The organism is Herbiconiux sp. 320_LB (assembly GCF_059691755.1).
This window is the reverse complement of record NZ_JCAWAD010000001.1, coordinates 106,599-127,426: the sequence shown is the minus strand read 5'-3', so window position 1 is coordinate 127,426 and position 20,828 is coordinate 106,599. Positions and strand designations below refer to the sequence as shown.

At 70.0% G+C, this 20,828-nt stretch carries 15 protein-coding genes; 8 read left to right on the top strand and 7 right to left on the bottom strand.

Annotated elements, in window-relative coordinates:
• Nucleotides 1–29: 29 nt before the first annotated feature.
• Complete coding sequence (locus AC59HU_RS00570) at nt 30–2,534, top strand: DNA gyrase/topoisomerase IV subunit A (RefSeq protein WP_497221372.1); 2,505 nt, start codon at nt 30–32, stop codon at nt 2,532–2,534.
• Between the two features lie 48 nt (nt 2,535–2,582).
• Here AC59HU_RS00570 and AC59HU_RS00565 read toward each other — a convergent pair whose 3' ends face one another.
• Entirely contained in the window at nt 2,583–2,813 is a 231-nt protein-coding gene (locus AC59HU_RS00565; protein WP_497221371.1) for a DUF7455 domain-containing protein, read from the bottom strand.
• 206 nt (nt 2,814–3,019) lie between these two features.
• On the opposite strand from AC59HU_RS00565, the gene AC59HU_RS00560 reads away from it, so the two are divergent.
• Nucleotides 3,020–5,107 (top strand): DNA gyrase/topoisomerase IV subunit B, encoded by a 2,088-nt coding sequence (locus AC59HU_RS00560; RefSeq protein WP_497221370.1) that lies wholly within the window; start codon nt 3,020–3,022, stop codon nt 5,105–5,107.
• 267 nt (nt 5,108–5,374) lie between these two features.
• Here the strand turns inward: AC59HU_RS00560 and AC59HU_RS00555 are convergent, their stop codons facing one another.
• From AC59HU_RS00555 to AC59HU_RS00535, 5 genes are all read right to left on the bottom strand, one after another.
• The gene (locus tag AC59HU_RS00555; protein WP_497221369.1) at nt 5,375–6,118 is read right to left on the bottom strand and encodes a type 1 glutamine amidotransferase; all 744 of its coding nucleotides are present in this window, start codon (nt 6,116–6,118) and stop codon (nt 5,375–5,377) included.
• Entirely contained in the window at nt 6,115–7,437 is a 1,323-nt protein-coding gene (locus AC59HU_RS00550) for a MurT ligase domain-containing protein (protein WP_497221368.1), read from the bottom strand. The genes AC59HU_RS00555 and AC59HU_RS00550 overlap by 4 nt, the downstream gene beginning before the upstream one ends.
• A 4-nt stretch (nt 7,438–7,441) precedes the next feature.
• Nucleotides 7,442–8,767, bottom strand: a complete 1,326-nt coding sequence (locus AC59HU_RS00545) for an RNA polymerase sigma factor (protein ID WP_497221367.1) — start codon at nt 8,765–8,767, stop codon at nt 7,442–7,444.
• A gap of 182 nt (nt 8,768–8,949) precedes the next feature.
• The gene (locus tag AC59HU_RS00540) at nt 8,950–10,302 is read right to left on the bottom strand and encodes an MFS transporter (protein ID WP_497221366.1); all 1,353 of its coding nucleotides are present in this window, start codon (nt 10,300–10,302) and stop codon (nt 8,950–8,952) included.
• Between the two features lie 83 nt (nt 10,303–10,385).
• Complete coding sequence (locus AC59HU_RS00535) at nt 10,386–11,321, bottom strand: proteasome assembly chaperone family protein (protein WP_497221365.1); 936 nt, start codon at nt 11,319–11,321, stop codon at nt 10,386–10,388.
• Between the two features lie 164 nt (nt 11,322–11,485).
• Here AC59HU_RS00535 and AC59HU_RS00530 point away from each other — a divergent pair, with 164 nt between their 5' ends.
• The 3 genes from AC59HU_RS00530 to sucB all read left to right on the top strand — a co-directional run bounded on the left by AC59HU_RS00530 (nt 11,486) and on the right by sucB (nt 16,112).
• On the top strand, nt 11,486–13,036 hold the full coding sequence (locus AC59HU_RS00530; RefSeq protein ID WP_497221364.1) for a leucyl aminopeptidase: 1,551 nt from the start codon (nt 11,486–11,488) through the stop codon (nt 13,034–13,036).
• Nucleotides 13,037–13,126: 90 nt separating this feature from the next.
• Nucleotides 13,127–14,500 (top strand): dihydrolipoyl dehydrogenase, encoded by a 1,374-nt coding sequence (gene lpdA / locus AC59HU_RS00525; RefSeq protein WP_497221363.1) that lies wholly within the window; start codon nt 13,127–13,129, stop codon nt 14,498–14,500.
• An 82-nt stretch (nt 14,501–14,582) separates the two neighbouring features.
• Complete coding sequence (sucB, locus tag AC59HU_RS00520) at nt 14,583–16,112, top strand: 2-oxoglutarate dehydrogenase, E2 component, dihydrolipoamide succinyltransferase (RefSeq protein ID WP_497221362.1); 1,530 nt, start codon at nt 14,583–14,585, stop codon at nt 16,110–16,112.
• Between the two features lie 39 nt (nt 16,113–16,151).
• On the opposite strand, the gene AC59HU_RS00515 is transcribed toward sucB, so the two are convergent.
• Complete coding sequence (locus AC59HU_RS00515) at nt 16,152–17,573, bottom strand: hypothetical protein (RefSeq protein ID WP_497221361.1); 1,422 nt, start codon at nt 17,571–17,573, stop codon at nt 16,152–16,154.
• A 486-nt stretch (nt 17,574–18,059) separates the two neighbouring features.
• On the opposite strand from AC59HU_RS00515, the gene AC59HU_RS00510 reads away from it, so the two are divergent.
• The 3 genes from AC59HU_RS00510 (at nt 18,060) to glnA (ending at nt 20,766) form a co-directional block, all read left to right on the top strand.
• A complete protein-coding gene (locus AC59HU_RS00510; RefSeq protein WP_497221360.1) occupies nt 18,060–18,782 on the top strand; it encodes a DUF4191 domain-containing protein in 723 nt (240 codons plus the stop codon).
• 8 nt (nt 18,783–18,790) lie between these two features.
• Entirely contained in the window at nt 18,791–19,201 is a 411-nt protein-coding gene (locus tag AC59HU_RS00505; RefSeq protein WP_497221359.1) for an RDD family protein, read from the top strand.
• A gap of 140 nt (nt 19,202–19,341) precedes the next feature.
• Entirely contained in the window at nt 19,342–20,766 is a 1,425-nt protein-coding gene (glnA, locus tag AC59HU_RS00500; RefSeq protein ID WP_497221358.1) for a type I glutamate--ammonia ligase, read from the top strand.
• Nucleotides 20,767–20,828 lie beyond the last annotated feature (62 nt).

Below are 20,828 nucleotides of genomic sequence, written 5' to 3'. Positions count from 1 at the left end.
ATGCGCGACGCTCCCCCGGAAATCCAGGTATGACACCAGCGACGAACGAGCCCACGGCGACCGACTCCGGTTCGAGCACGGAGAAGATCCTCGACGTCGACGTCTCCACCGAGATGCAGGACTCCTTCCTCGAGTACGCCTACTCGGTCATCTACTCGCGCGCCCTCCCCGACGCCCGCGACGGCCTGAAGCCGGTCCAGCGGCGCATCCTCTACATGATGAGCGAGATGGGCCTGCGGCCCGACCGCGGGCACGTCAAGAGCGCCCGCGTGGTCGGCGAGGTGATGGGCAAGCTCCACCCGCACGGCGACACCGCCATCTACGACGCGCTGGTGCGGCTCGCGCAGTCCTGGACCATGCGCATCCCGCTCGTCGACGGCCACGGCAACTTCGGCTCCCCCGACGACGGTCCCGCCGCCGCGCGGTACACCGAGGCGCGGCTGGACTCGGTGGCGATGCTGATGGTCGATCAGCTCGACGAGGACGTCGTCGAGTTCGTGCCGAACTACGACAACCAGCTGATGCAGCCCGACGTGCTGCCCTCGGCCATCCCGAACCTGCTGGTGAACGGCGCGAGCGGCATCGCGGTGGGCATGGCCACGAACATGGCCCCGCACAACCTGATCGAGGTCGTCGCCGGCGCCCGGCACCTGATCGAGAACCCGGATGCGACGCTGGACGAGCTGATGGCGTTCATCCCGGGCCCTGACCTGCCCGGCGGCGGCACGATCGTGGGGCTCGCCGGCATCCGTGACGCGTACGAGAGCGGCCGGGGCGCCTTCAAGACCCGGGCCAAGGTCTCGGTCGAGAACCTCACTGCGCGCAAGACCGGTCTCGTCGTCACCGAGCTGCCCTATCTCGTGGGCCCGGAGAAGGTGATCGCCAAGATCAAGGACGGCGTCGCCTCCAAGAAAATCCAGGGCATCAGCGACGTCACCGACCTGACCGACCGCTCGCACGGTCTGCGGCTGGTGATCGGCATCAAGACGGGCTTCAACCCCGAGGCGGTGCTCGAGCAGCTCTACAAGCTGACCCCGCTGGAGGACAGCTTCAACATCAACAACGTCGCCCTTGTCGACGGCGGGCCGCTCACCCTCGGGCTCCGCGACCTCCTGGTCGTCTACGTCAACCACCGGATCGACGTCGTCACCCGCCGCACCCGGTTCCGCCTCGAGCGCCGGCGCGAGCGCCTGCACCTGGTCGAGGGACTGCTGATCGCGATCCTCGACATCGACGAGGTGATCCAGGTCATCCGCACGAGCGACGACACGGATCAGGCGCGCACCCGGCTGATCGACGTGTTCGAGCTCAGCGTGCTGCAGGCCGACTACATCCTCGAGCTGCGACTGCGGCGGCTCACCCGGTTCTCACGGATCGAGCTCGAGGCCGAGCGCGACCGCCTGCGCGAGGAGATCGCGCAGCTGGAGGCGCTGCTGGCCGACCCGGCGCTCATCCGCAAGACCGTCTCGGACGAGCTCGACGAGGTCGCCGAGAAGTACGGCACGCCGAGGCGCACCCTGCTCACCGAGGCCCGGCCCTCGCTCGCGACCGGGTCCAAGCGCGCCCAGCCGGTGCTCGAGGTCGCGGACGTGCCCTGCACGGTGTACCTCAGCACGACCGGCCGGGTCGTGCGGGTCGACCGCGAGGAGTCGCCGGAGGACGTCGAGGGCTCCCCCGCCGGCACCAGCAGCGGAACCGGGCCGACCGCGACCGTCCGCCGCAGCAAGCACGACGCGATCCGCAGCGAGGTCGAGACGACCCGGCGCTCGGAGGTGGGGGCGGTGACCGACACGGGCCGCCTCATCCGGATGCCGGTGATGGATCTGCCGTCGGTGCCGGTCAACTCCGTGCAGCTCGGCGCCGGCGTGCGCGTCGGCGACTACGTCGGCATCGACACCCGCCGCGAGAAGATCGTCGGGCTGGTGTCGCTGACCTCCACGGTGCCGATCGCGCTCGGCACCGAGCAGGGCATCGTGAAACGGGTGGCGGCGGGCAACTACCCGGCCAAGCCCGACTTCGAGATCATCGCGCTCAAGGCCGGCGACGCGGTCGTCGGTGTCGCGCAGCGGTCGGAGGAGGACGAGCTGGTCTTCATCACCTCGGATGCGCAGTTGCTGCGCTTCTTCCAGGCGAGCGTGCGCCCGCAGGGGGCGGCCGCGGGCGGCATGGCCGGCATCAACCTCGGCGCGGGTGCGAAGGTGATCTGGTTCGGCTCGGTGCCCGACGAGGGCGACTCGGTCGTCGTGACGATCGCGGGCTCGACGTCCACCCTCCCGGGCACGGATGCGGGGACGGGCAAGGTCTCGGAGTTCACCGAGTTCCCGCCCAAGGGTCGCGCCACCGGCGGAGTGCGGGCCCACCGCTTCCTCAAGGGCGAAGACCTGCTGACCGTGGCCTGGGCCGGGCCCGCGCCCGCACTCGCCGTCGGAAACGACGGCGCCGCCCGGAACCTTCCCGAGGTGGGAGCCCGACGGGATGCGTCGGGCACGGTTCTGGGCGGCGTCGTGGGTTCGATCGGTTCCGGTCGCCGGTAGCGGCCGGTGCCGGCGACCGGCCAGCGGATCGGAAGCGCGCGGGGCGGTTCAGCTGTCGAGCAGCTTGGCCGACTCGTCGTGCCACCCGGTGGCAACCTGGGAGAGCTTTTCCTGGTACTTGCGGCCGTGGTGGGCGCAGAACAGGAGTTCGGCACCGGACGGCATGTCCACGCGGATGTAGGCCTGAGCGCCGCAGCTGTCACAACGGTCGGCCGCCGTGAGCTGGTAAGCGTTCTCCAGGTCGGAGACAGCGCCGGTTTCTGTTGCAACTGACTGCATCTGGGGCTCCTTAGCGACTCGTCGTGCACTGGCTGTAGAGCAATCAAAGCACTGTTCCCGGCGTGCAATGCGCCAATCGCCTGTGTTTCGCTGTGCGCGTACCGGCGCCGGCGGGCGGGTGTCGTGCGCGGGCGGGCGCGCACCGGCGGTTAGCCTTGGAGATCGGGGCCGCCCGCCCTCGTGATTCGTACCCCGAAGGAGACCCGGTGGCTGCACCGTCCGACTACTCCGCCCGTCATCTCTCCGTCCTCGAAGGCCTCGAGGCGGTCCGCAAGCGGCCCGGCATGTACATCGGCTCCACCGACTCCCGCGGCCTGATGCACTGCCTCTGGGAGATCATCGACAACGCGGTCGACGAGGCGCTCGGCGGGCACGGCTCGCAGATCGACGTGATCCTCCGCGGCGACGGCAGCGTGGAGGTGCGCGACACGGCCCGCGGAATCCCGGTCGACATCGAGCCCAAGACGGGCCTGTCCGGCGTCGAGGTCGTCTTCACCAAGCTGCACGCCGGCGGCAAGTTCGGCTCCGGGTCGTACGCGGCCTCCGGCGGGCTGCACGGCGTGGGCGCCTCGGTCGTCAACGCGCTCTCCGAGCGGCTCGACGTCGAGGTCGACCGCGACGGCAAGACCTGGGCGATGTCCTTCCACCGCGGCGAGCCCGGCATCTTCGACGACGAGGGGCGCGAGCCGAGCCCGGATGCACCGTTCACGCCGTTCGAGAAGACCAGCGAGCTCCGCGTGGTCGGCAAGGTCGCGAAGGCGAAGACCGGAACCCGGGTGCGGTACTGGGCCGATCGCCAGATCTTCACCAAGGGCGCCGAGTTCCAGACCGACGACCTCGTGGTGCGCGCCCGGCAGACCGCCTTCCTCGTACCCGGGCTCGGCATCACCATCGACGACGAGCGCGGCGACGAGCCCCGCGCCGAGTCGTTCCGCTTCGACGGCGGCATCTCGGAGTTCGTCGACCACCTGGCGCCGGATGCGCCGCTGACCGAGATCTGGCGGATCACCGGCGAGGGCCACTTCAAGGAGACCGTCCCCGTGCTCTCGGACGGCGGCGCGATGATCCCGACCGAGCTCACCCGGGAGTGCACGGTCGACATCGCCCTGCGCTGGGGCATCGGCTACGACACCGCGGTGCGCAGCTTCGTCAACATCATCGCCACGCCCAAGGGCGGCACGCACCAGGCCGGCTTCGAGGCGGGGCTGCTCAAGTTCCTCCGGCAGACCGTCGAGGCCAACGCCCGTCGGCTGAAGGTCGGCAACGACAAGCTGGAGAAGGACGACGTGCTCGCCGGCCTCAGCGCCGTGCTCACCGTGCGGCTGCCCGAACCGCAGTTCGAGGGCCAGACGAAGGAGGTGCTCGGCACCCCCGCGGTGCGGAACATCGTCTCCCAGGTGCTGACCAAGGGTCTGGCCGAGCGGTTCTCCTCCGCCAAGCGCGACGACAAGGCGCAGTCGGCCCTGGTGCTCGACAAGGTCGTCGCCGAGATGAAGTCACGGATCTCGGCCAGGGCCCACAAAGAGACCCAGCGGCGCAAGAACGCGCTGGAGTCCTCATCCCTCCCCGCGAAGCTGGTCGACTGCCGCAGCAACGACGTCGCCACGAGCGAGCTGTTCATCGTCGAGGGCGACTCGGCGCTCGGCACCGCGAAGCTCGCGCGCAACAGCGAGACCCAGGCGCTGCTGCCGATCCGCGGCAAGATCCTCAACGTGCAGAAGGCGTCGATCGCCGACATGCTCTCCAACGCCGAGTGCGCGTCGATCATCCAGGTGATCGGCGCCGGCTCCGGTCGCTCGTTCGACCTCTCGGCCGCCCGCTACGGCAAGATCATCCTGATGAGCGACGCCGACGTCGACGGCGCCCACATCCGCACCCTGCTGCTGACCCTGTTCTTCCGGTACATGCGCCCGTTGATCGAAGACGGGCGGGTCTACGCCGCCGTGCCGCCGCTGCACCGGGTCGTCGCGATCAACCCCGGCTCCAAGCCCAACGAGACGATCTACACCTACTCCGAGGCCGAGCTGCAGGGCGTGCTCGCGGCGCTGAAGAAGTCGAACCGCAAGTACCAGGACCCGATCCAGCGCTACAAGGGCCTGGGCGAGATGGATGCGGACCAGCTGGCGAACACCACCATGGACAAGCGGTACCGCACCCTGCGCCGGGTGGGAGTCGCCGACGCGGCGAACGCCGAGCGGGTCTTCGACCTGCTGATGGGCGACGAGGTGCCGCCGCGCAAGGAGTTCATCATCCAGGGGTCCGACAAGCTGTCGCGCGAGAGAATCGATATCTAGCCGCGCCGCCGCCTCTGCGGTTCTTCTACCGCGCCGCCGCCTCTGCGGCGCGGGCGACATGTTCGCGTGCCGTCGTGGATCGCGGCCTTCGGTCGTGATCCACGGCGACGCGCTCACCTTGGGTCGTCGGGTAGGGCCCGTTGCGTTTGTCGGGGTAGTCGCTGACTTTTGCTCTACGCCCTGGCTTCTCCGCTGGGCGCTGACTTCTCCGCTGGGCGCTGACTTCTCCGCTGGGCGCTTACTTCTCCGCTAGGCGCTGACTGTTTGCTACTCGCTGAGGGGAGCGGCGGCGATCGTGCCGCGGGCCTGGCGGGCGCGCTCGTCGATGATGTGCAGGGCCTCCGGCGCGGCGTCGCGGTACTCGAGCCCTCGGCGCGATCGCGCGGTGTCGAGCAGCGAGTCGGCGAGACCGGGGTTGTTGGCGAGGATCGGCCCGTGCATGTGGGTGCCGAGCAGGTTGTCCTCCCAGAAGCCCTCCTCGCCGGGGGTCTCGGTGTTGCCGCGGCCGTAGACGACCCGGCCGAGCGTCGTGTGCGGCCCGACGTCGACGAAGGAGCCGCGGTTCTCGAAACCGACGACCGGCCCGAGCCGCGGGGATTCGACGACGAAGTCGCCGACCACGCGGGTTCCGCCGTGCCTCGTCGTCACCGGGAACACCGCCGCGCCCTCGAGCACCTCGCCGTTCTCGAGCGTCACGGTCTGGCCGAGCAGCTGGAACCCGGCGCCGATCGCGAGGAAGGGCCGTCCGTCGGCGGCGAGGCGCTGCAGGTCGCCGGCGATCGCCACGACGAGCGGATGCGCGATCAGCTCGGCCGAGACCGGCCCGCTGCCGATGAACACCAGGTCGGCGTCGTCGAAGCCCGCGGTGCCGCCGCCGTCGTAGGTCGTCACCTCGACCGGGAGCCCGCGCCACTCGGCGCGACGCTTCAGGATGTCGACGTTCCCGCTCTCCCCGTTCAGCCCGAGCAGGCGCGGGAACAGGTGGAGGATCTGCAGGGCCTTCGCGTTCACGCCGCTCCCCCGCCCTCGAGCTCCTTGAAGCCCAGGATCTTGCGGATGCCCATCATCTGCTCGTAGTTCAGGATCATCACCTTGTGTCCGGTCGCGGGCTTCGGCAGCGCAAGGAACGCCTTCAGCGCCCGCCGCACGTCGAGGTCGACCTCGCCGACCGGGATGCCGAGGTAGCCGAAGCGCACCGCGAACTGCCAGGCCTTCGATCCCGTGATGCCGTCGACGTGGTCGAGCGCCGAGAAGTCGATGTCGTAGATCCACGACGGGTCGGGAGTTCCCTCGTCGACGGCCAGGAAGACCTGCTCGGGGGCGCTCTCCAGCGAGTCCAGGTTCAACTGGAGGCTCGCCGGGTTCTTCATCATGATGATCTCGATCTGCTCGCCGTCGACGACGAGCAGCTCGCCGCGGCCGTAGACCGTCTCGAGGGTGTCGAGCGCCTGGGTGACGAGCTCGGGCCGGAACCGGTCGCCGAGCACGCTGAGCGCGGTCGCCGCCGCGCCTGCCGCGTCGAGCGCGTAGTGCAGCCCGCGCGAGGGGAGCTTGACTGTGATCTCGGTCCGTTCATCCTGACCCGGCAGCGCGATCGAGAGGGTCGCCCGCGGCCCGTCGAGCGCGACGACCTCGACGGTCGCGGGCCGGGAGCCCGGTGCCGCCGCCGACTCGCCGAAGCGGTCGGCCGAGGCGACGCCGTGCCCGGCGGGCTCGACGAGCGAGGGCACCCCGCCGAAGAACGAGACCGCGCGATCGGCCCGGGAGGGGATGCGGGTGTCGAGGTCGACCAGGAAGTTGTCCTCCCGGTTGAGGATGAGACCCTCGGTCGAGGATGCGGCGACCCGGCCGAGCATCGCCGCCACGCGGTCGGGCTCGTGGTAGCGGTTGAGCTGGTCGATCTGGATGTTCAGCAGCAGCACGGTGCGCGGCTTCAGCAGCTCGGCGAGCTTGGTGCCGTAGCCCTCGTCGACCTCGAGGATCGCGATGTCCGAGTCGAGGCGACCGCCGGTGGAGACCTCGGAGAGCAGCGCCGAGGCGATGCCCTGCGGGAGGTTGCCACCGGAGGGGTTCGTGAACACCTTGAGGCCGTGCCGGCGCATGATCGCGGCCAGCATGTTGGTCGTCGTCGACTTGCCGTTCGAGCCCGAGACCGCGACCACTCCGTCCGGGATGCGCGCGATCGTGCGCTCCAGGAACCCGGGGTCGATCTTGAGGGCGATGGCGCCGGGGATGGCCGAGCCGCCGCCGCGGAGGCGGGCGGCGACCCGGACGCCGCGCCCGACGAGGACGGCGGCGGTGGTGCGGGCTGTGGACAAGCGCAGACCCACGGGCCTACTCGAGGTAGTCGCGGAGCGACTGCGATCGCGACGGGTGGCGCAGCTTCGCCATCGTCTTCGACTCGATCTGGCGGATGCGCTCACGGGTGACCCCGAAGGTGTCGCCGATCTGGTCGAGCGTCTTCGGCATCCCGTCGCCGAGGCCGAAGCGCATGCGGATGACGCCGGCCTCGCGCTCGGAGAGCGAGTCGAGCAGCGACTCCAGCTGCTTCTGCAGCATCGTGAAGCCGACGGCGTCCGCGGGGACGACGGCCTCGGTGTCTTCGATCAGGTCGCCGAACTCGCTGTCGCCGTCCTCACCCAGCGGGGTGTGGAGGGAGATCGGCTCGCGACCGTACTTCTGCACCTCGACGACCTTCTCGGGCGTCATGTCCAGCTCGCGGCTCAGCTCCTCGGGCGTGGGCTCGCGACCCAGGTCTTGCAGCATCTGGCGCTGCACGCGGGCCAGCTTGTTGATGACCTCGACCATGTGGACCGGGATGCGGATCGTGCGGGCCTGGTCGGCCATCGCCCGGGTGATCGCCTGACGGATCCACCAGGTGGCGTAGGTGCTGAACTTGAAGCCCTTGGTGTAGTCGAACTTCTCGACCGCACGGATCAGGCCCAGGTTGCCCTCCTGGATCAGGTCGAGGAACTGCATCCCGCGACCGGTGTAGCGCTTGGCGAGCGAGACGACCAGTCGGAGGTTCGCGCCGAGCAGGTGGCTCTTGGCCCGCTGCCCGTCCTTCGCGACCCACTGCAGCTCGCGCTTGGCCGACGGGCTGAGGTTCTCGCTGTTGGCCAGCTTGTCCTCGGCGAACAGCCCCGCCTCGATGCGCATCGCGAGCTCGACCTCTTCGGCCGCGTTCAGGAGCGCGACCTTGCCGATCTGCTTCAGGTAGTCCTTCACCGGGTCGGCGGTCGCACCCGTGATGGTCGTGGAGTAGACGGGGACGTCGTCCTCGTCGTCGACCAGCGAGAGCACCAGGGCTCCGGTGGGCAGCGCCTCCTCGGCGACGGGGGCCTTGGTGGTCTCCTCGTCGGAGTCGGACTCGCCGTCGACCGTGTCAGCGGCCTCGTCGGCGACCTCGACGACGTCGTCGGTCGACTCCTCGTCGACCTCGACCTCGTCGCCGGCTTCGATCTCCTCGTCGTCGTCGGCCTTGGCCTTCGCCTTGGTCGCACGCTTGGGGGCCGCCTTGGTGGCGGTGGTCTTGGCAGGGGCCTTCTTCGCGGGAGCCTTCTTGGCCGGCGCGCGCTTCGCGGTGGCCGGGGCTGCCGTCTCGACCTCGTCGGGCGCCGTTGCCTTCTCGAGGGTGTCTGCGGACTTGGGGGTGGCCATTGGTTCACCTTTCATGCCATGCACCGGAGCGGAGGGATCGCGATCCTCCGCAGGATTCCCGCGCACGAAGATGTTTTTGGACATTACTAAGACCCATGTCAAGTGCGGGAATCTCGCAGCCGGGAACTCGACTGCTCCCATACACAGGAACGGGTCTTCTCGTCAATTATTGCATGGATGCATCAGACCGGACGCCGCTTCGCGCCGCGCCCCCGACGCCTCCGAGCCCGGTTCCTCCCGGCTCTGAAGAGTGCAACCCAGATGGGCCCCACGGATATTCCCTCGTCCTCCTCGAGCTTCCGCCGTGTTCGCCGACGGGCGAACAGCAGCATCACCACACCGAAGCCGATGACCAGATACTGGATGGAGAAGGCGACCCGGAAGGCCGCGAGGTCGTAGAGCGAGGCGCTCCAGCCGCTGTCGAACAGCCCGTCCAGGATCACGCCGATCAGGAACATCATCACGAAGCTCGCGGTGAACCCGCCGACGTTCACGATGCCGTTCGCCGAGCCGAGCGCGCGGATCGGGTTGAACGACCGGGCGAAGTCGAAGCCGATCAGGGAGCCGGGCCCACCGATGCCCATCGTGACCACGAGCGCGACGATCAACCAGAACGGCGGCACGCCCGGCCAGAGCAGCACCGCGGCCCACACCACGCCGAGGAGCGCCGTGATGCCGAGCACCAGGTTCGACCGCCGCAGCGGGAAGCGGGCGGTGAGGATGCCCAGGATCGGTCCGGCGATCAGGCCGGTCACGACGATGACGACGAGCAGGAGCGAGGCCACCTGCTCGCTGAGGCCCATCGCCGAAACCAGGAAGGGGAAGCCCCAGAACAGGGAGAACACCGTGCCGGAGGACTGCGTGACGTAGTGCGACCAGAAGCCCAGCTGGGTGCCGGGTCGCCGCAGGGTCTGACCCAGCCCTCGCAGCGCATCCCGGATCGAGGCGACACGGGGCGGCTCGGGCACGCCGGCGGGCCGGTTGCTCAGCACGGCGACCGCGAGCACGAAGGCCACGAATGAGACCGAGGCCGCGGCGCTGAACGCCGGGGTCCAGCCCGCGGAGTGCAGCAGGGCAGCGAAGGGCAGCGCCGAGAGGATCTGCCCGATCGCGCCGATGTTGCCGGTCCACTGGGACAGGATCGGGACGGTGCGGCCCTGGAACCACGAGTTGATCAGGCGGATGAGCGAGATGAAGACCGCGGCGTCGCCCGCCCCGACCAGGATGCGGCCGAGGATCGCGACGTGGATGTCGGGGGCGAAGGCGAGGACCAGCTGCCCGGCCACCATGATCGCCGAGCCGCCGGAGATGAGCAGTTTCGGGCCCACGCGGTCGATCAGGAGGCCGATCGGGATCTGCAGGGCCGCGTAGACGATCAGCTGCACGACCGCGAGGCCGGAGAGCAGGGCCGCCGTCGTCTGGAAGCGCTCCGCCGCATCCACCCCGGCCACGCCGAGGGTCGACCGTTGCAGGACCGAGGCCATGTAGGCGAACACGCCGACCGCGAAGACGATCCAGGAGCGGCGGGAGTTCATATCACTCCAGGGTACGCCGGAGTGCAGGCGGGCCGGTGCGGGCGGGGCAGTGCAGGCTGGTAGGGGCCGGGGCGGGTGCCCGATCAGGCGGGGCGGTCGCCGTCCGAGAAGTCGTCGCCGGGGCGGTTGCCCGCGAGGAAACGCTCGAGCTCGTCGGCGATCTCGTCGGCCGAGGGCAGCTCGCCGTCGACGTCGGTCAGCGGCGAACGCAGCGCCGCTCCCTCCATGTAGGCGTCGTGACGCTCTTCGAGGGTGTGCACCAATCGGCCGAGTTCGGCGTTGGTCTCGACCTGCTCGTCGATCTTCGCGACGAAGCCACGGGCCTCCTCGCGGAGACGGTCGGTCGGGAAGATCAGGCCGGTGGCCGAGCTGATGCTCTCCAGGGCCACGAGCGCTGTCGCCGGGTACTCGGTGTCGGCCAGGTAGTGCGGCACGAGCAGCACGAAGCCGGTGATCGGATGCCCCAGCTCCTGCAACCGGTACTCGACAAGGTGGAGGGCGTTGGCCGGCGCCTGCGTGCTCGGCCGCCAGGCCGACAGGGCGTCGATGATCTCGATCCGGTTGCCGCTCACGGTCACCTGGATCGGACGGGTGTGCGGGACCGGCATGGGGATGGCGTGCACCCAGGTCGTCGTCTTCACCCGGAAGAGCTGGACGAGCTCGATGACGGCGGCGGTGAAGCGCTCCCACTGGAAGTCGGGCTCGAAGCCGTGCAGGAAGAGGAAGCGCTGGCCCAGCTCGTCCGACATCAGGTGCAGGCGCAGGGTCTGCGGCTGGTACTCGCTGATGTGGTCCTGATCGAAGGTGATGATCGGGCGGCGGGCCCGGTAGTCGAGCAGGATGTCGGCGTCGAACTCGGCCACGATCGTGCTCTCGAGGGTGTCGAGGAGGTACTCCCCCAGCTGCGACACCGCTCCGCCCGAATCCGTGAAGCCGGTGAGGGCTGCGACGAGGTTCAGGCCGTCGGGCACCAGGCCGGCGTCAGCCACGACGTCATACAGTCCGCTCGGATCGTCCATGCCTCAACTCTAAACCGGGGCCCTCCCGCCAGACCGGGCGAGTCGCATGCCGAGAGCGAACAGGAACAGGGAATAGGGCGTCGCAGCGGCTCGCCGGCCCGGGAAGAGGGCGCGGACCGGAGGCCGAACGGGGAGCGTTCGGGCGAACTCGTTAGCATGGCGGAATGACTACGGCCGATCTCTCCCTCCGTTCCTCCGACGCCCCGATCAGCGACCAGGAGGTGCTGGTGCTCGCCGCGGGCCGCACCGACGACGGCCTCGTCGTGCGTGGTCCGGGAGGCGACGCGATCGCGCCGCTGCTGGAGGCGATCGGCTTCGCCGGCAAGAAGGACGACTTCGTGCGCCTGCCCGCGCCGGCCGGCGTCGACGCCCAGAGCGTCGCCGTGGTCGGTCTCGGCACGGGCGAGCCCACCGTGGACGACCTGCGCTACGCCGCCGGGACCGCGGGCCGCCGGGCACCCTCCGGCTCGGACGCCGTGCTCGCCTTCGAGCCCGCGGATGCCGCCGAGCTCGAGGCCGTGATCGAGGGCGCCGGGCTCGGCTCGTACGACTACACCGACTACCGCGGGACCGGGACGAAGGTTGCCGGGTCGAGCGACGCCGACGCCGACGCCGACGTCGCGACCGGAGCCGACGCCGAGGACGCGGCTCCCCGCGCCCGCCGGATCGCCGTGGTGACCGGGCTGAGCGACGAGGTCGGGGCGTCCGCGCTCGCCCGGGCCCGTGCATCCGTCGACGCCGTCTCGCTGGTGCGCGACCTCGTCAACGTGCCCGCCCTCGACCTCTACCCCGAGAACTACGCCGACCAGGTCGTCGAGCTGGGCCGCGAACGCGGTCTCGACGTGAAGGTCTGGGACATGGAGGCGCTGCAGGCCGACGGCTTCGGCGGGATCGTCGGTGTCGGCCAGGGATCGGAGCGCCTGCCGCGCCTGGTGCGCGTGGACTACTCGCCCGCCGGCGCCACCTCGCACATCGCCCTCGTGGGCAAGGGCATCACCTTCGACACCGGCGGACTCTCGCTCAAGCCGCCGGTCTCGATGATCGGCATGAAGTACGACATGGCGGGCTCGGCCACCGTGCTCGCGACCGTCGTCGCGGCCGCCGAGCTGGAGCTCCCGGTCCACCTCACCGCGTGGCTCTGCCTGGCCGAGAACATGCCGTCCGGCGTCGCCATCCGGCCCGGTGACGTGCTCACGATCCGCGGCGGTCGCACGGTCGAGGTGCTGAACACGGATGCGGAGGGCCGCCTGGTCATGGCCGACGGCATCGTCGCCGCGGGCGAGGAGAACCCCGACGCGATCATCGACGTCGCAACCCTGACCGGCGCCGCCGTCGTCGCCCTCGGCAACCGCTACGTCGCGGCGATGGGCGACGAGGACCTGGTCGGTCGCGTGATCGAGGCCGCCGGCGAGGCCGGCGAGACCCTCTGGCCGATGCCGCTGCCGGCGGAGCTGCGGCCCCTGCTGGCCTCGGACATCGCCGACATCGCCAACGTCAAGCCGGGCAACACCGCGGGCGGGATGCTGGTGGCGGGCGTCTTCCTGCAGGAGTTCGTCGGGAAGAACGCCGAGGGGCGCACGATCCCCTGGGCGCACCTGGACATCGCCGGCGCCGCGCAGAACAAGGACGGCGGCTACGGCTACACGGTGAAGGGCCCCACCGGGGCCACCGTGCGCACTCTGCTCCGACTTGCCGAGGCGTACTCCCGCGCGTAGTAAGGTCGTATGGGCGAAAAAATCTCGCCCATCTCCCGTGCGGTTCCACGATGATCCCGCACGGATCTCGATGCACGAGGGAGTTGCTAGGTGTCGGATCAGAACTTTGACATTGTGGTTCTCGGCGGTGGTTCGGGCGGCTACGCGGCAGCGCTGCGCGCCAGCCAGCTGGGCTTCACGGTCGCGATGATCGAGAAGGACAAGGTCGGCGGCACCTGCCTCCACCGCGGCTGCATCCCGACCAAGGCGCTGCTGCACTCGGCCGAGGTCGCCGACGTCTCGCGCGAGTCGGCCAAGTACGGCGTGACCAACACCTTCGGCGGCATCGACATCGCGGCGGTCACGGCCTACCGCGAGGGCATCGTCTCCTCCAAGTACAAGGGCCTCGAGGGCCTGGTCAAGGCGCGCGGGGTCACGACGATCCTGGGCGAGGGCCGGTTGACCTCCCCCACCACGGTGCAGGTCGGCGACGACACGATCACCGGCAAGAAGATCGTGCTCGCGACCGGTTCGTACTCGCGCACCCTCCCCGGTCTCGAGATCGGCGGCCGCGTCATCACCTCGGAGCAGGCCCTCGCGCTCGACTTCGTGCCGAAGAAGGTCGTCATCCTCGGTGGCGGCGTGATCGGCGTCGAGTTCGCCAGTGTCTGGAAGTCGTTCGGCGCCGAGGTCACCATCGTCGAGGCGCTCCCCCACCTCGTGCCGAACGAGGACGAGGCGATCTCGAAGCAGTTCGAGCGCGCGTTCCGCAAGCGCGGCATCGCCTTCAACCTCGGCACCCGGTTCTCCGGCGTGACGCAGGACGAGAACGGCGTCGTCGTGACGCTGGAGGACGGCAAGACCTTCGACGGCGAGCTGCTGCTCGTCGCCGTCGGCCGCGGCCCCGCGACGCAGGGTCTCGGCTTCGAAGAGGCGGGGGTCACCGTCGACCGCGGCTTCGTGATCACCAACGACCGCCTCGAGACCAGCGTCCCCGGCGTCTACGCCGTCGGCGACATCGTGCCCGGCCTGCAGCTCGCGCACCGCGGGTTCCAGCAGGGCATCTTCGTCGCCGAGGAGATCGCGGGGCTGAACCCGCAGGTCGTGCTCGACGTGAACATCCCCAAGGTCACCTACTCCGACCCGGAGGTCGCCTCCGTCGGCCTCACCGAGGCGAAGGCCACGGAGAAGTACGGCGCCGACAAGATCACCGCGTACGACTACAACCTGGCCGGCAACGGCAAGAGCCACATCATCGGCACCACCGGTTCGGTGAAGGTCGTGCGGGTCAACGACGGCCCGGTGATCGGCATCCACATGATCGGCGCCCGGGTCGGCGAGCTGATCGGCGAGGGCCAGTTGATCGTGAACTGGGAGGCCTACCCCGAAGACGTGGCCTCGCTCGTGCACGCGCACCCGACCCAGAACGAAGCCCTCGGCGAAGCGCACCTCGCGCTGGCCGGAAAGCCGCTGCACGCGATCTGACCGATCGCCGCCCCGGCCAGAGCAACATCCACGTCGGCCCACTAGGCTCGACAACGAACGGTTCCATAAGGAGACAAAGGTCATGAGCGAATCCGTCAACCTTCCCGCACTCGGTGAGAGTGTCACCGAAGGAACGGTCACCCGGTGGCTCAAGAACGTCGGCGATCGTGTCGAGGTTGACGAGCCCCTTCTCGAAGTGTCGACCGACAAGGTCGACACGGAGATCCCCTCGCCCGTCGCGGGGGTGATCGAAGCGATTCTCGTCCAGGAGGACGAGACGGTCGAGGTGGGTACCGCCCTCGTGACCATCGGCGACGGTTCCGGCGCGGGCGGCGACTCGGGCGCTGCGCCTGAGGCTGCTCCTGCTCCGGCTTCCGCCGAGGCTGCTCCGGCTGAGGCCGCCGCCCCGGCGCCCGCTGCCGAGGAGCCGGCTCCGGCCGCCCCGTCGCAGGAGGCCCCGAGCGAGGTCGTGCAGCCGTCGACCGAGGCTCCGGCCCCCGCCGAGCAGCCCGCCCCGGCTGCTCCCGCTCCGGTGCAGGAGGCCCCGGCTGCTCCGGCTCCGGCTGCCGCCGCTCCTGCTGCTGCCGCGGCGCCGGCCCCGGCGGCTGCCGCTCCGGCATCTGCTGCTCCGGCACCTGCCGCTGCTGCTCCGGCTCCCGCCGCTGCCGCGCCGGCCGCCGACGCTTCGGCCCCGAGCGGCTCGAACGCCGGCTACGTGACCCCGCTGGTGCGCAAGCTCGCGCACGACCGCGGCATCGACCTCGCCACCGTCACCGGAACCGGTGTCGGCGGGCGCATCCGCAAGGAGGACGTGCTCGCGGCCGCCGAGAAGGCTGCGGCTCCCGCGGCCGCGGCTCCTGCAGCCGGTGCGGCCCGGACGCCGCTGGAGACGTCGCCGCTGCGCGGCACGACCCAGCCGATGTCCCGCCTGCGCAAGGTCGTCGCCGAGCGCGCCGTGGCCTCGATGCAGGCGTCGGCCCAGCTGACGACCGTCGTCGAGGTCGACGTCACGAAGGTGGCGGCGCTGCGCGACAAGGTCAAGGGCGCGTTCCTGGAGAAGACCGGCACGAAGCTCTCGTTCCTGCCCTTCTTCGGTCTGGCCGCCGCCGAGGCGCTGAAGGCGTTCCCGATCATCAACGCCTCGGTCGACGGTGACACGATCGTCTACCCCGACCACGAGAGCATCAGCATCGCTGTCGACACCGAGCGCGGCCTCCTCACCCCCGTGGTGAAGAACGCGGGCGACCTCGACATCGCCGGGTTCGCGACGCAGATCGCCGACCTCGCGGCTCGCACCCGCGACAACAAGCTGAAGCCCGACGAGCTCGCCGGCGGCACCTTCACGCTGACCAACACCGGTTCGCGCGGCGCGCTGTTCGACACCCCGCTGGTCTTCCTCCCGCAGGTCGCCATCCTGGGCACGGGCATCGTGGCCAAGAAGCCGGCCGTGGTCAAGGTCGACGGCGGAGAGGCGATCGCCATCCGCTCGATGGTGTACCTGGCGCTCAGCTACGACCACCGCATCGTCGACGGTGCCGACGCCGCACGCTTCCTCACCGCGGTCAAGGAGCGCCTGGAAGAGGCGGACTTCGAGAACGACCTGGGCCTCTAGGCTCCCGGCCGACCCGCCGATGCGCTGAATCCAGACGCGTCACGGGTCGACGCCGAACGAACGGATGCGCCAACCGGTCCCGCCCCTGATCACCAGGAGCGGGACCGGTTTCGTCTGTGCCCCTGCGCCCGTGGCCACTCCACCGTCACTCCACCCCACCACCTCCAGCAGAGCGACTCCCCCGACCCGCTGAACCAGCCGCACCTCCCCCGCGCCCGGCCCCACCTCGCCCGGTGGCACCGCCTCAGCGGCCGAGCCGCTCGGGTCGGAGCCCTCGCCGATGGGACCGCCCGAGCTGTCCGCCTCGGGCTCAGCCGTATGGGGCGTGCTCGCTTCGGCCGAACCCGCATGCGGCGTGGTCGCCTGAGGCGCAGTCTCAGGCGGGGTTGCGGCCGCTCGGGCCAGCAGGGCACGGTCGGCTTCCTCGGCCGGTGACCCCCACTGGTCCACCGAGCCGAGGCACGCGGCGTCGGCGGCCATCAAGCAGGCGTCTCGCAGCCGCAACAACTCGCGCGCCGCGGCCACCGGATCGTCCCCGTCGAGGATGGCGGTGTTCGCTCCATTCGGGACGTCGTTCCGTCCCACCACCTCGCCTGCGGAATTCGCGCCTGCCGGATTCGCGCCATGTGAGACGGCGGCGGACGGGGAGGAGCTGGTCGATGGCGCGTTCACCCCGTCGGCGCTCGCGTCGTCCCGGGGCGGCGGCAGCGTGAGCCAGACCGCGACCATGACGACCAGCGCGGCAGCCGCTCCCACCATGATCCGCCGTCCGCGTCCCCGCACGAGGGCGCGCCCCCGGCGTCCGACGAGCCCGCGAAGGGCCGCCGCACTCTCCGTCACGGCAAGCAACGCGGGTTCGACCGTCTCGACGAACCGCGGCTCCCCCACGTCGTCCTCGACCTCCGGGTCGTCGTCCCAGACCCACTCCGCGCCGACCCCGTGCACCGGGTCTCGCGCGAGCTCTGCGATCGGCGCAGGCTCCACCGCGGCCGACAGCGGCCCGAGGGCTCGAGCAGCACGGAGGTCGGCCACCACGGCGACGTCGAACGCCGGATCTCCTCGTGGCTTGGCTCGACCGAAGCCGACCAGGGTGAGCAGCCCGTCATCGCCGACCAGAACGCTCGCCGCATCGATCCCGCCGTGCGCCCAGCCCGCCCGATGCAGCGACTCGACCAGCCCGACCAGCGGCCCATCCAGCGCCGCCGCCGCCCCCTCACCCGCCTGCGCCGCCGCCCCCGCACCCGCCTGCGCCGCCCCCGCGCCCGCCGGCGTCGGCGCCCTACCTCCCGCCGGAGCCTTCCCAAGCGCAACCTGGAGACCACGCCCGGCCGGCGCGAGGGCGGCCCGGATACGGAGGGTCGGATCCGAGCAGAACGTCATCACGACCGCCGCGCAGCCGTCAGCCGTGACCGTCTCGCCGAGCAGAACCGGCATCGCCGCGATCGGCCGCTCGGCGAGCACCTCCCGCTCAGCCGGAGTCGGTCGGACGCCGGGCGCGAAGACCTTGACGACCACGTCCCGTCGCGCGGGTGACGCGTCGCCCCCGCCGGCGACCGCGGAGACGTGCCGCCCGGGCGGCACCGGCGCCCCGCCCGCTCGGGCATGCATCCGTGCCCGGTAGACCTCAGCCCGCTCGCCCACGCCGAGCACCTCGAGCAACTCGAACCCGGGCACCGATCCGCCCCACCCCTCGCCCACCGACCGATCCCCACCATCCGCGCGCGTCCCGCCGTCCCCGCGGCCCCGGGCGTAGCCGGGGCTCGACGTTCGGCGGGCTCTGCGGGGTGCGACGGGAGGGTCCATGGAGCGATCCTGCCCGCCCGCGCACCCCGCGCATCCGCTCGTCGCAGACCGGTGGAGAACCGCCCGGAGACGCCGGGGTGTGCAGAAGTCGAGGCAGGCATCCCGTGCACCCGCCGACCGGCGCGAGCAAGTATCCTTGGAGCCATGGCACGCAAGACCGACTCCACCCCGAAAGCTCCGAAGGCCCCGAAGGAGCCGGGCCGTCTGAAGCAGATGGTGCAGGTCTTCAACATGACCCGCCGCTACGACTCCAAGGCGATCTGGATCATGCTCGCCGGCTTCCTCATCCCCGTCGTGCTCGGCGTGGTGCTCGCGCTCGTCTTCTCGCGCGACAACGTCTTCGGGCTCGTGATGTGGATCCTCGCGGGCGTGCTCGCCGGCCTCCTCGCCGCCCTGATCATCCTGGGCCGACGCGCCGAGCGCGCCGCCTACAAGCAGATCGAGGGGCAGCCAGGGGCCGTCGGTGCCGTGCTCCGCAGCTCGCTCAAGCGCAGCTGGACCGGCAGCGAGATGCCCGTGGCCGTCAACGGCAAGACGCAGGATGCGGTCTACCGCGCCGTCGGCCGCGGCGGCGTCGTGCTCATCGGCGAAGGCCCCCGCTCGCGCACCACCCGCATGCTGGAGGACGAGCGACGCAAGGTGCTCCGCATCCTCCCCAACGTGCCGGTCACCTTCCTCTCGGTCGGCCCCGACGCCGACTCGCTGCCGCTGCACCGCGTCGCGCCGAAGATGGCGCGCATCAAGCCCACCCTCACCAAGCCCGAGGTGCTGGCCGTCAGCAACCGTCTGACCTCGCTCAACTCCTCGCCGCTGCCCATCCCCAAGGGCATCGACCCCATGCGGATGCGTCCGCAGCGCGGCCGCTGAGCCGCGGCGTGACGACCTCCTCCGGCAGCACCGCACCCAGCGAGTGGCCGGGACAGCGTCTCGGGTTCATCCGCGAGGGCCGTGGCTCGATCGCGCGACCGGGCCGCCGCATCGCCGCGCTCCTGATCGACTTCGCGTTCTGCTACGTGATCTACTTCGCGTTCTTCTTCGACAACCCCTTCGCCTCGAGCATCATCTTCTTCATCGAGCAGGTCGTGCTGATGATCACGCTCGGCGGCGGCCTCGGTCACCTGCTGCTCGGGATGCGCGTGGTGCGCCTGAACGGCGGGTACGCCGGCTGGTGGCGCCCCATGCTCCGCACCGTGCTGCTCATGCTCGTGGTGCCCGCAGTGGTCTGGGACTCGGACCAGCGCGGCCTCCACGACGTCTTCTCAGGAACGGTGTTGGTGCGGCGCTGAGCCCGGAATGATGCCGATCTCGAGGAGACGTAACATCCCCGAAACAATCGTGACACCGCCGAGTAATGCCCTACGGCTACCCTGACGAGGGCTACACCCTTGTAGTTTTTCCAGTTCCAAGCCAGTTGGAGACCCCTCACATGTTCAGTGATTCTTCCGAGGTGCTCAAGTTCATCAAGGACACCGACGTCAAGTTCCTTGATATCCGCTTCACCGACCTCCCCGGCGTGCAGCAGCACTTCAACATCCCCGCCTCCACCGTCGACGAGGAGTTCTTCGCCGTCGGCCAGCTCTTCGACGGTTCGTCGATCCGCGGCTTCGCGTCGATCCACGAGTCCGACATGCAGCTCATCCCTGACGTCTCCACGGCTTACGTCGACCCGTTCCGCGCCGAGCGCACGCTCATCCTGGTCTTCGACATCTACAACCCCCGTAACGGCGAGATCTACTCGCGCGACCCGCGCCAGGTGGCCAAGAAGGCCGAGAAGTACCTCGCCTCGACCGGCATCGCCGACACCGCGTTCTTCGCCCCCGAGGCGGAGTTCTACATCTTCGACGACGTGCGCTACGAGGTGAAGCAGAACTCGAGCTTCTACGTGGTCGACTCGGACGAGGCCGCGTGGAACACGGGCCGCGTCGAAGAGGGCGGCAACCTCGGTAACAAGACCCCCTACAAGGGCGGCTACTTCCCCGTCTCGCCGGTCGACCAGCACGCCGACCTGCGCGACGACATCTCGCTCAAGCTGATCGACGCGGGCCTCATCCTCGAGCGCGCGCATCACGAGGTCGGCACCGCCGGCCAGGGCGAGATCAACTACCGCTTCGACACCATGGTGCACGCGGCCGACGACATCCTGAAGTTCAAGTACATCGTCAAGAACACGGCGAACCTCTGGGGCAAGACCGCGACCTTCATGCCGAAGCCGCTGTTCGGCGACAACGGTTCGGGCATGCACACCCACCAGTCGCTCTGGAACGACGGCAAGCCGCTGTTCTACGACGAGGCCGGCTATGGCGGCCTCAGCGACCTGGCCCGCTGGTACATCGGCGGTCTGCTGAAGCACGCTCCCGCGGTGCTCGCGTTCACCAACCCGACCGTGAACTCCTACCACCGCCTGGTGCCGGGCTTCGAGGCTCCCGTCAACCTGGTCTACTCGGCCGGAAACCGCTCGGCGTCGATCCGCATCCCGATCACGGGCACGAACCCGAAGGCCAAGCGCATCGAGTTCCGTGCGCCCGACGCCTCCGGCAACCCGTACCTCGCCTTCGCGGCGCAGCTCATGGCGGGCCTGGACGGCATCATCAACCGCATCGAGCCGCACGAGCCGGTCGACAAGGACCTCTACGAGCTGCCCCCCGAGGAAGCCAAGAACATCCCCCAGGTTCCCGCGTCGCTCGGTGAGGCGCTCGACGCGCTCGAGGCCGACCACGAGTTCCTGACCAAGGGCAACGTCTTCACTCCCGACCTGATCGAGACCTGGATCTCGTACAAGCGCGAGAACGAGATCAAGCCCATCGCCCAGCGCCCGCACCCCTTCGAGTACGAGCTCTACTACGGCGTCTGAGTGAGCTGCCGGGAGGCGCGTGCTTCGCGCGCGTCTCCCGGGCTGCGCCGGTCCCTGCCCGG

Bases quoted from the DNA above. Each gene is read 5' to 3' on its own strand.
- AC59HU_RS00570 (WP_497221372.1), top strand. From the start codon at position 30: ATGACACCAGCGACGAACGAGCCCACGGCGACCGACTCCGGTTCGAGC.
- AC59HU_RS00565 (WP_497221371.1), bottom strand. From the start codon at position 2,813: ATGCAGTCAGTTGCAACAGAAACCGGCGCTGTCTCCGACCTGGAGAAC.
- AC59HU_RS00545 (WP_497221367.1), bottom strand. From the start codon at position 8,767: ATGGCCACCCCCAAGTCCGCAGACACCCTCGAGAAGGCAACGGCGCCC.
- AC59HU_RS00540 (WP_497221366.1), bottom strand. From the start codon at position 10,302: ATGAACTCCCGCCGCTCCTGGATCGTCTTCGCGGTCGGCGTGTTCGCC.
- AC59HU_RS00535 (WP_497221365.1), bottom strand. From the start codon at position 11,321: ATGGACGATCCGAGCGGACTGTATGACGTCGTGGCTGACGCCGGCCTG.
- AC59HU_RS00530 (WP_497221364.1), top strand. From the start codon at position 11,486: ATGACTACGGCCGATCTCTCCCTCCGTTCCTCCGACGCCCCGATCAGC.
- sucB (WP_497221362.1), top strand. From the start codon at position 14,583: ATGAGCGAATCCGTCAACCTTCCCGCACTCGGTGAGAGTGTCACCGAA.
- AC59HU_RS00510 (WP_497221360.1), top strand. From the start codon at position 18,060: ATGGCACGCAAGACCGACTCCACCCCGAAAGCTCCGAAGGCCCCGAAG.
- glnA (WP_497221358.1), top strand. From the start codon at position 19,342: ATGTTCAGTGATTCTTCCGAGGTGCTCAAGTTCATCAAGGACACCGAC.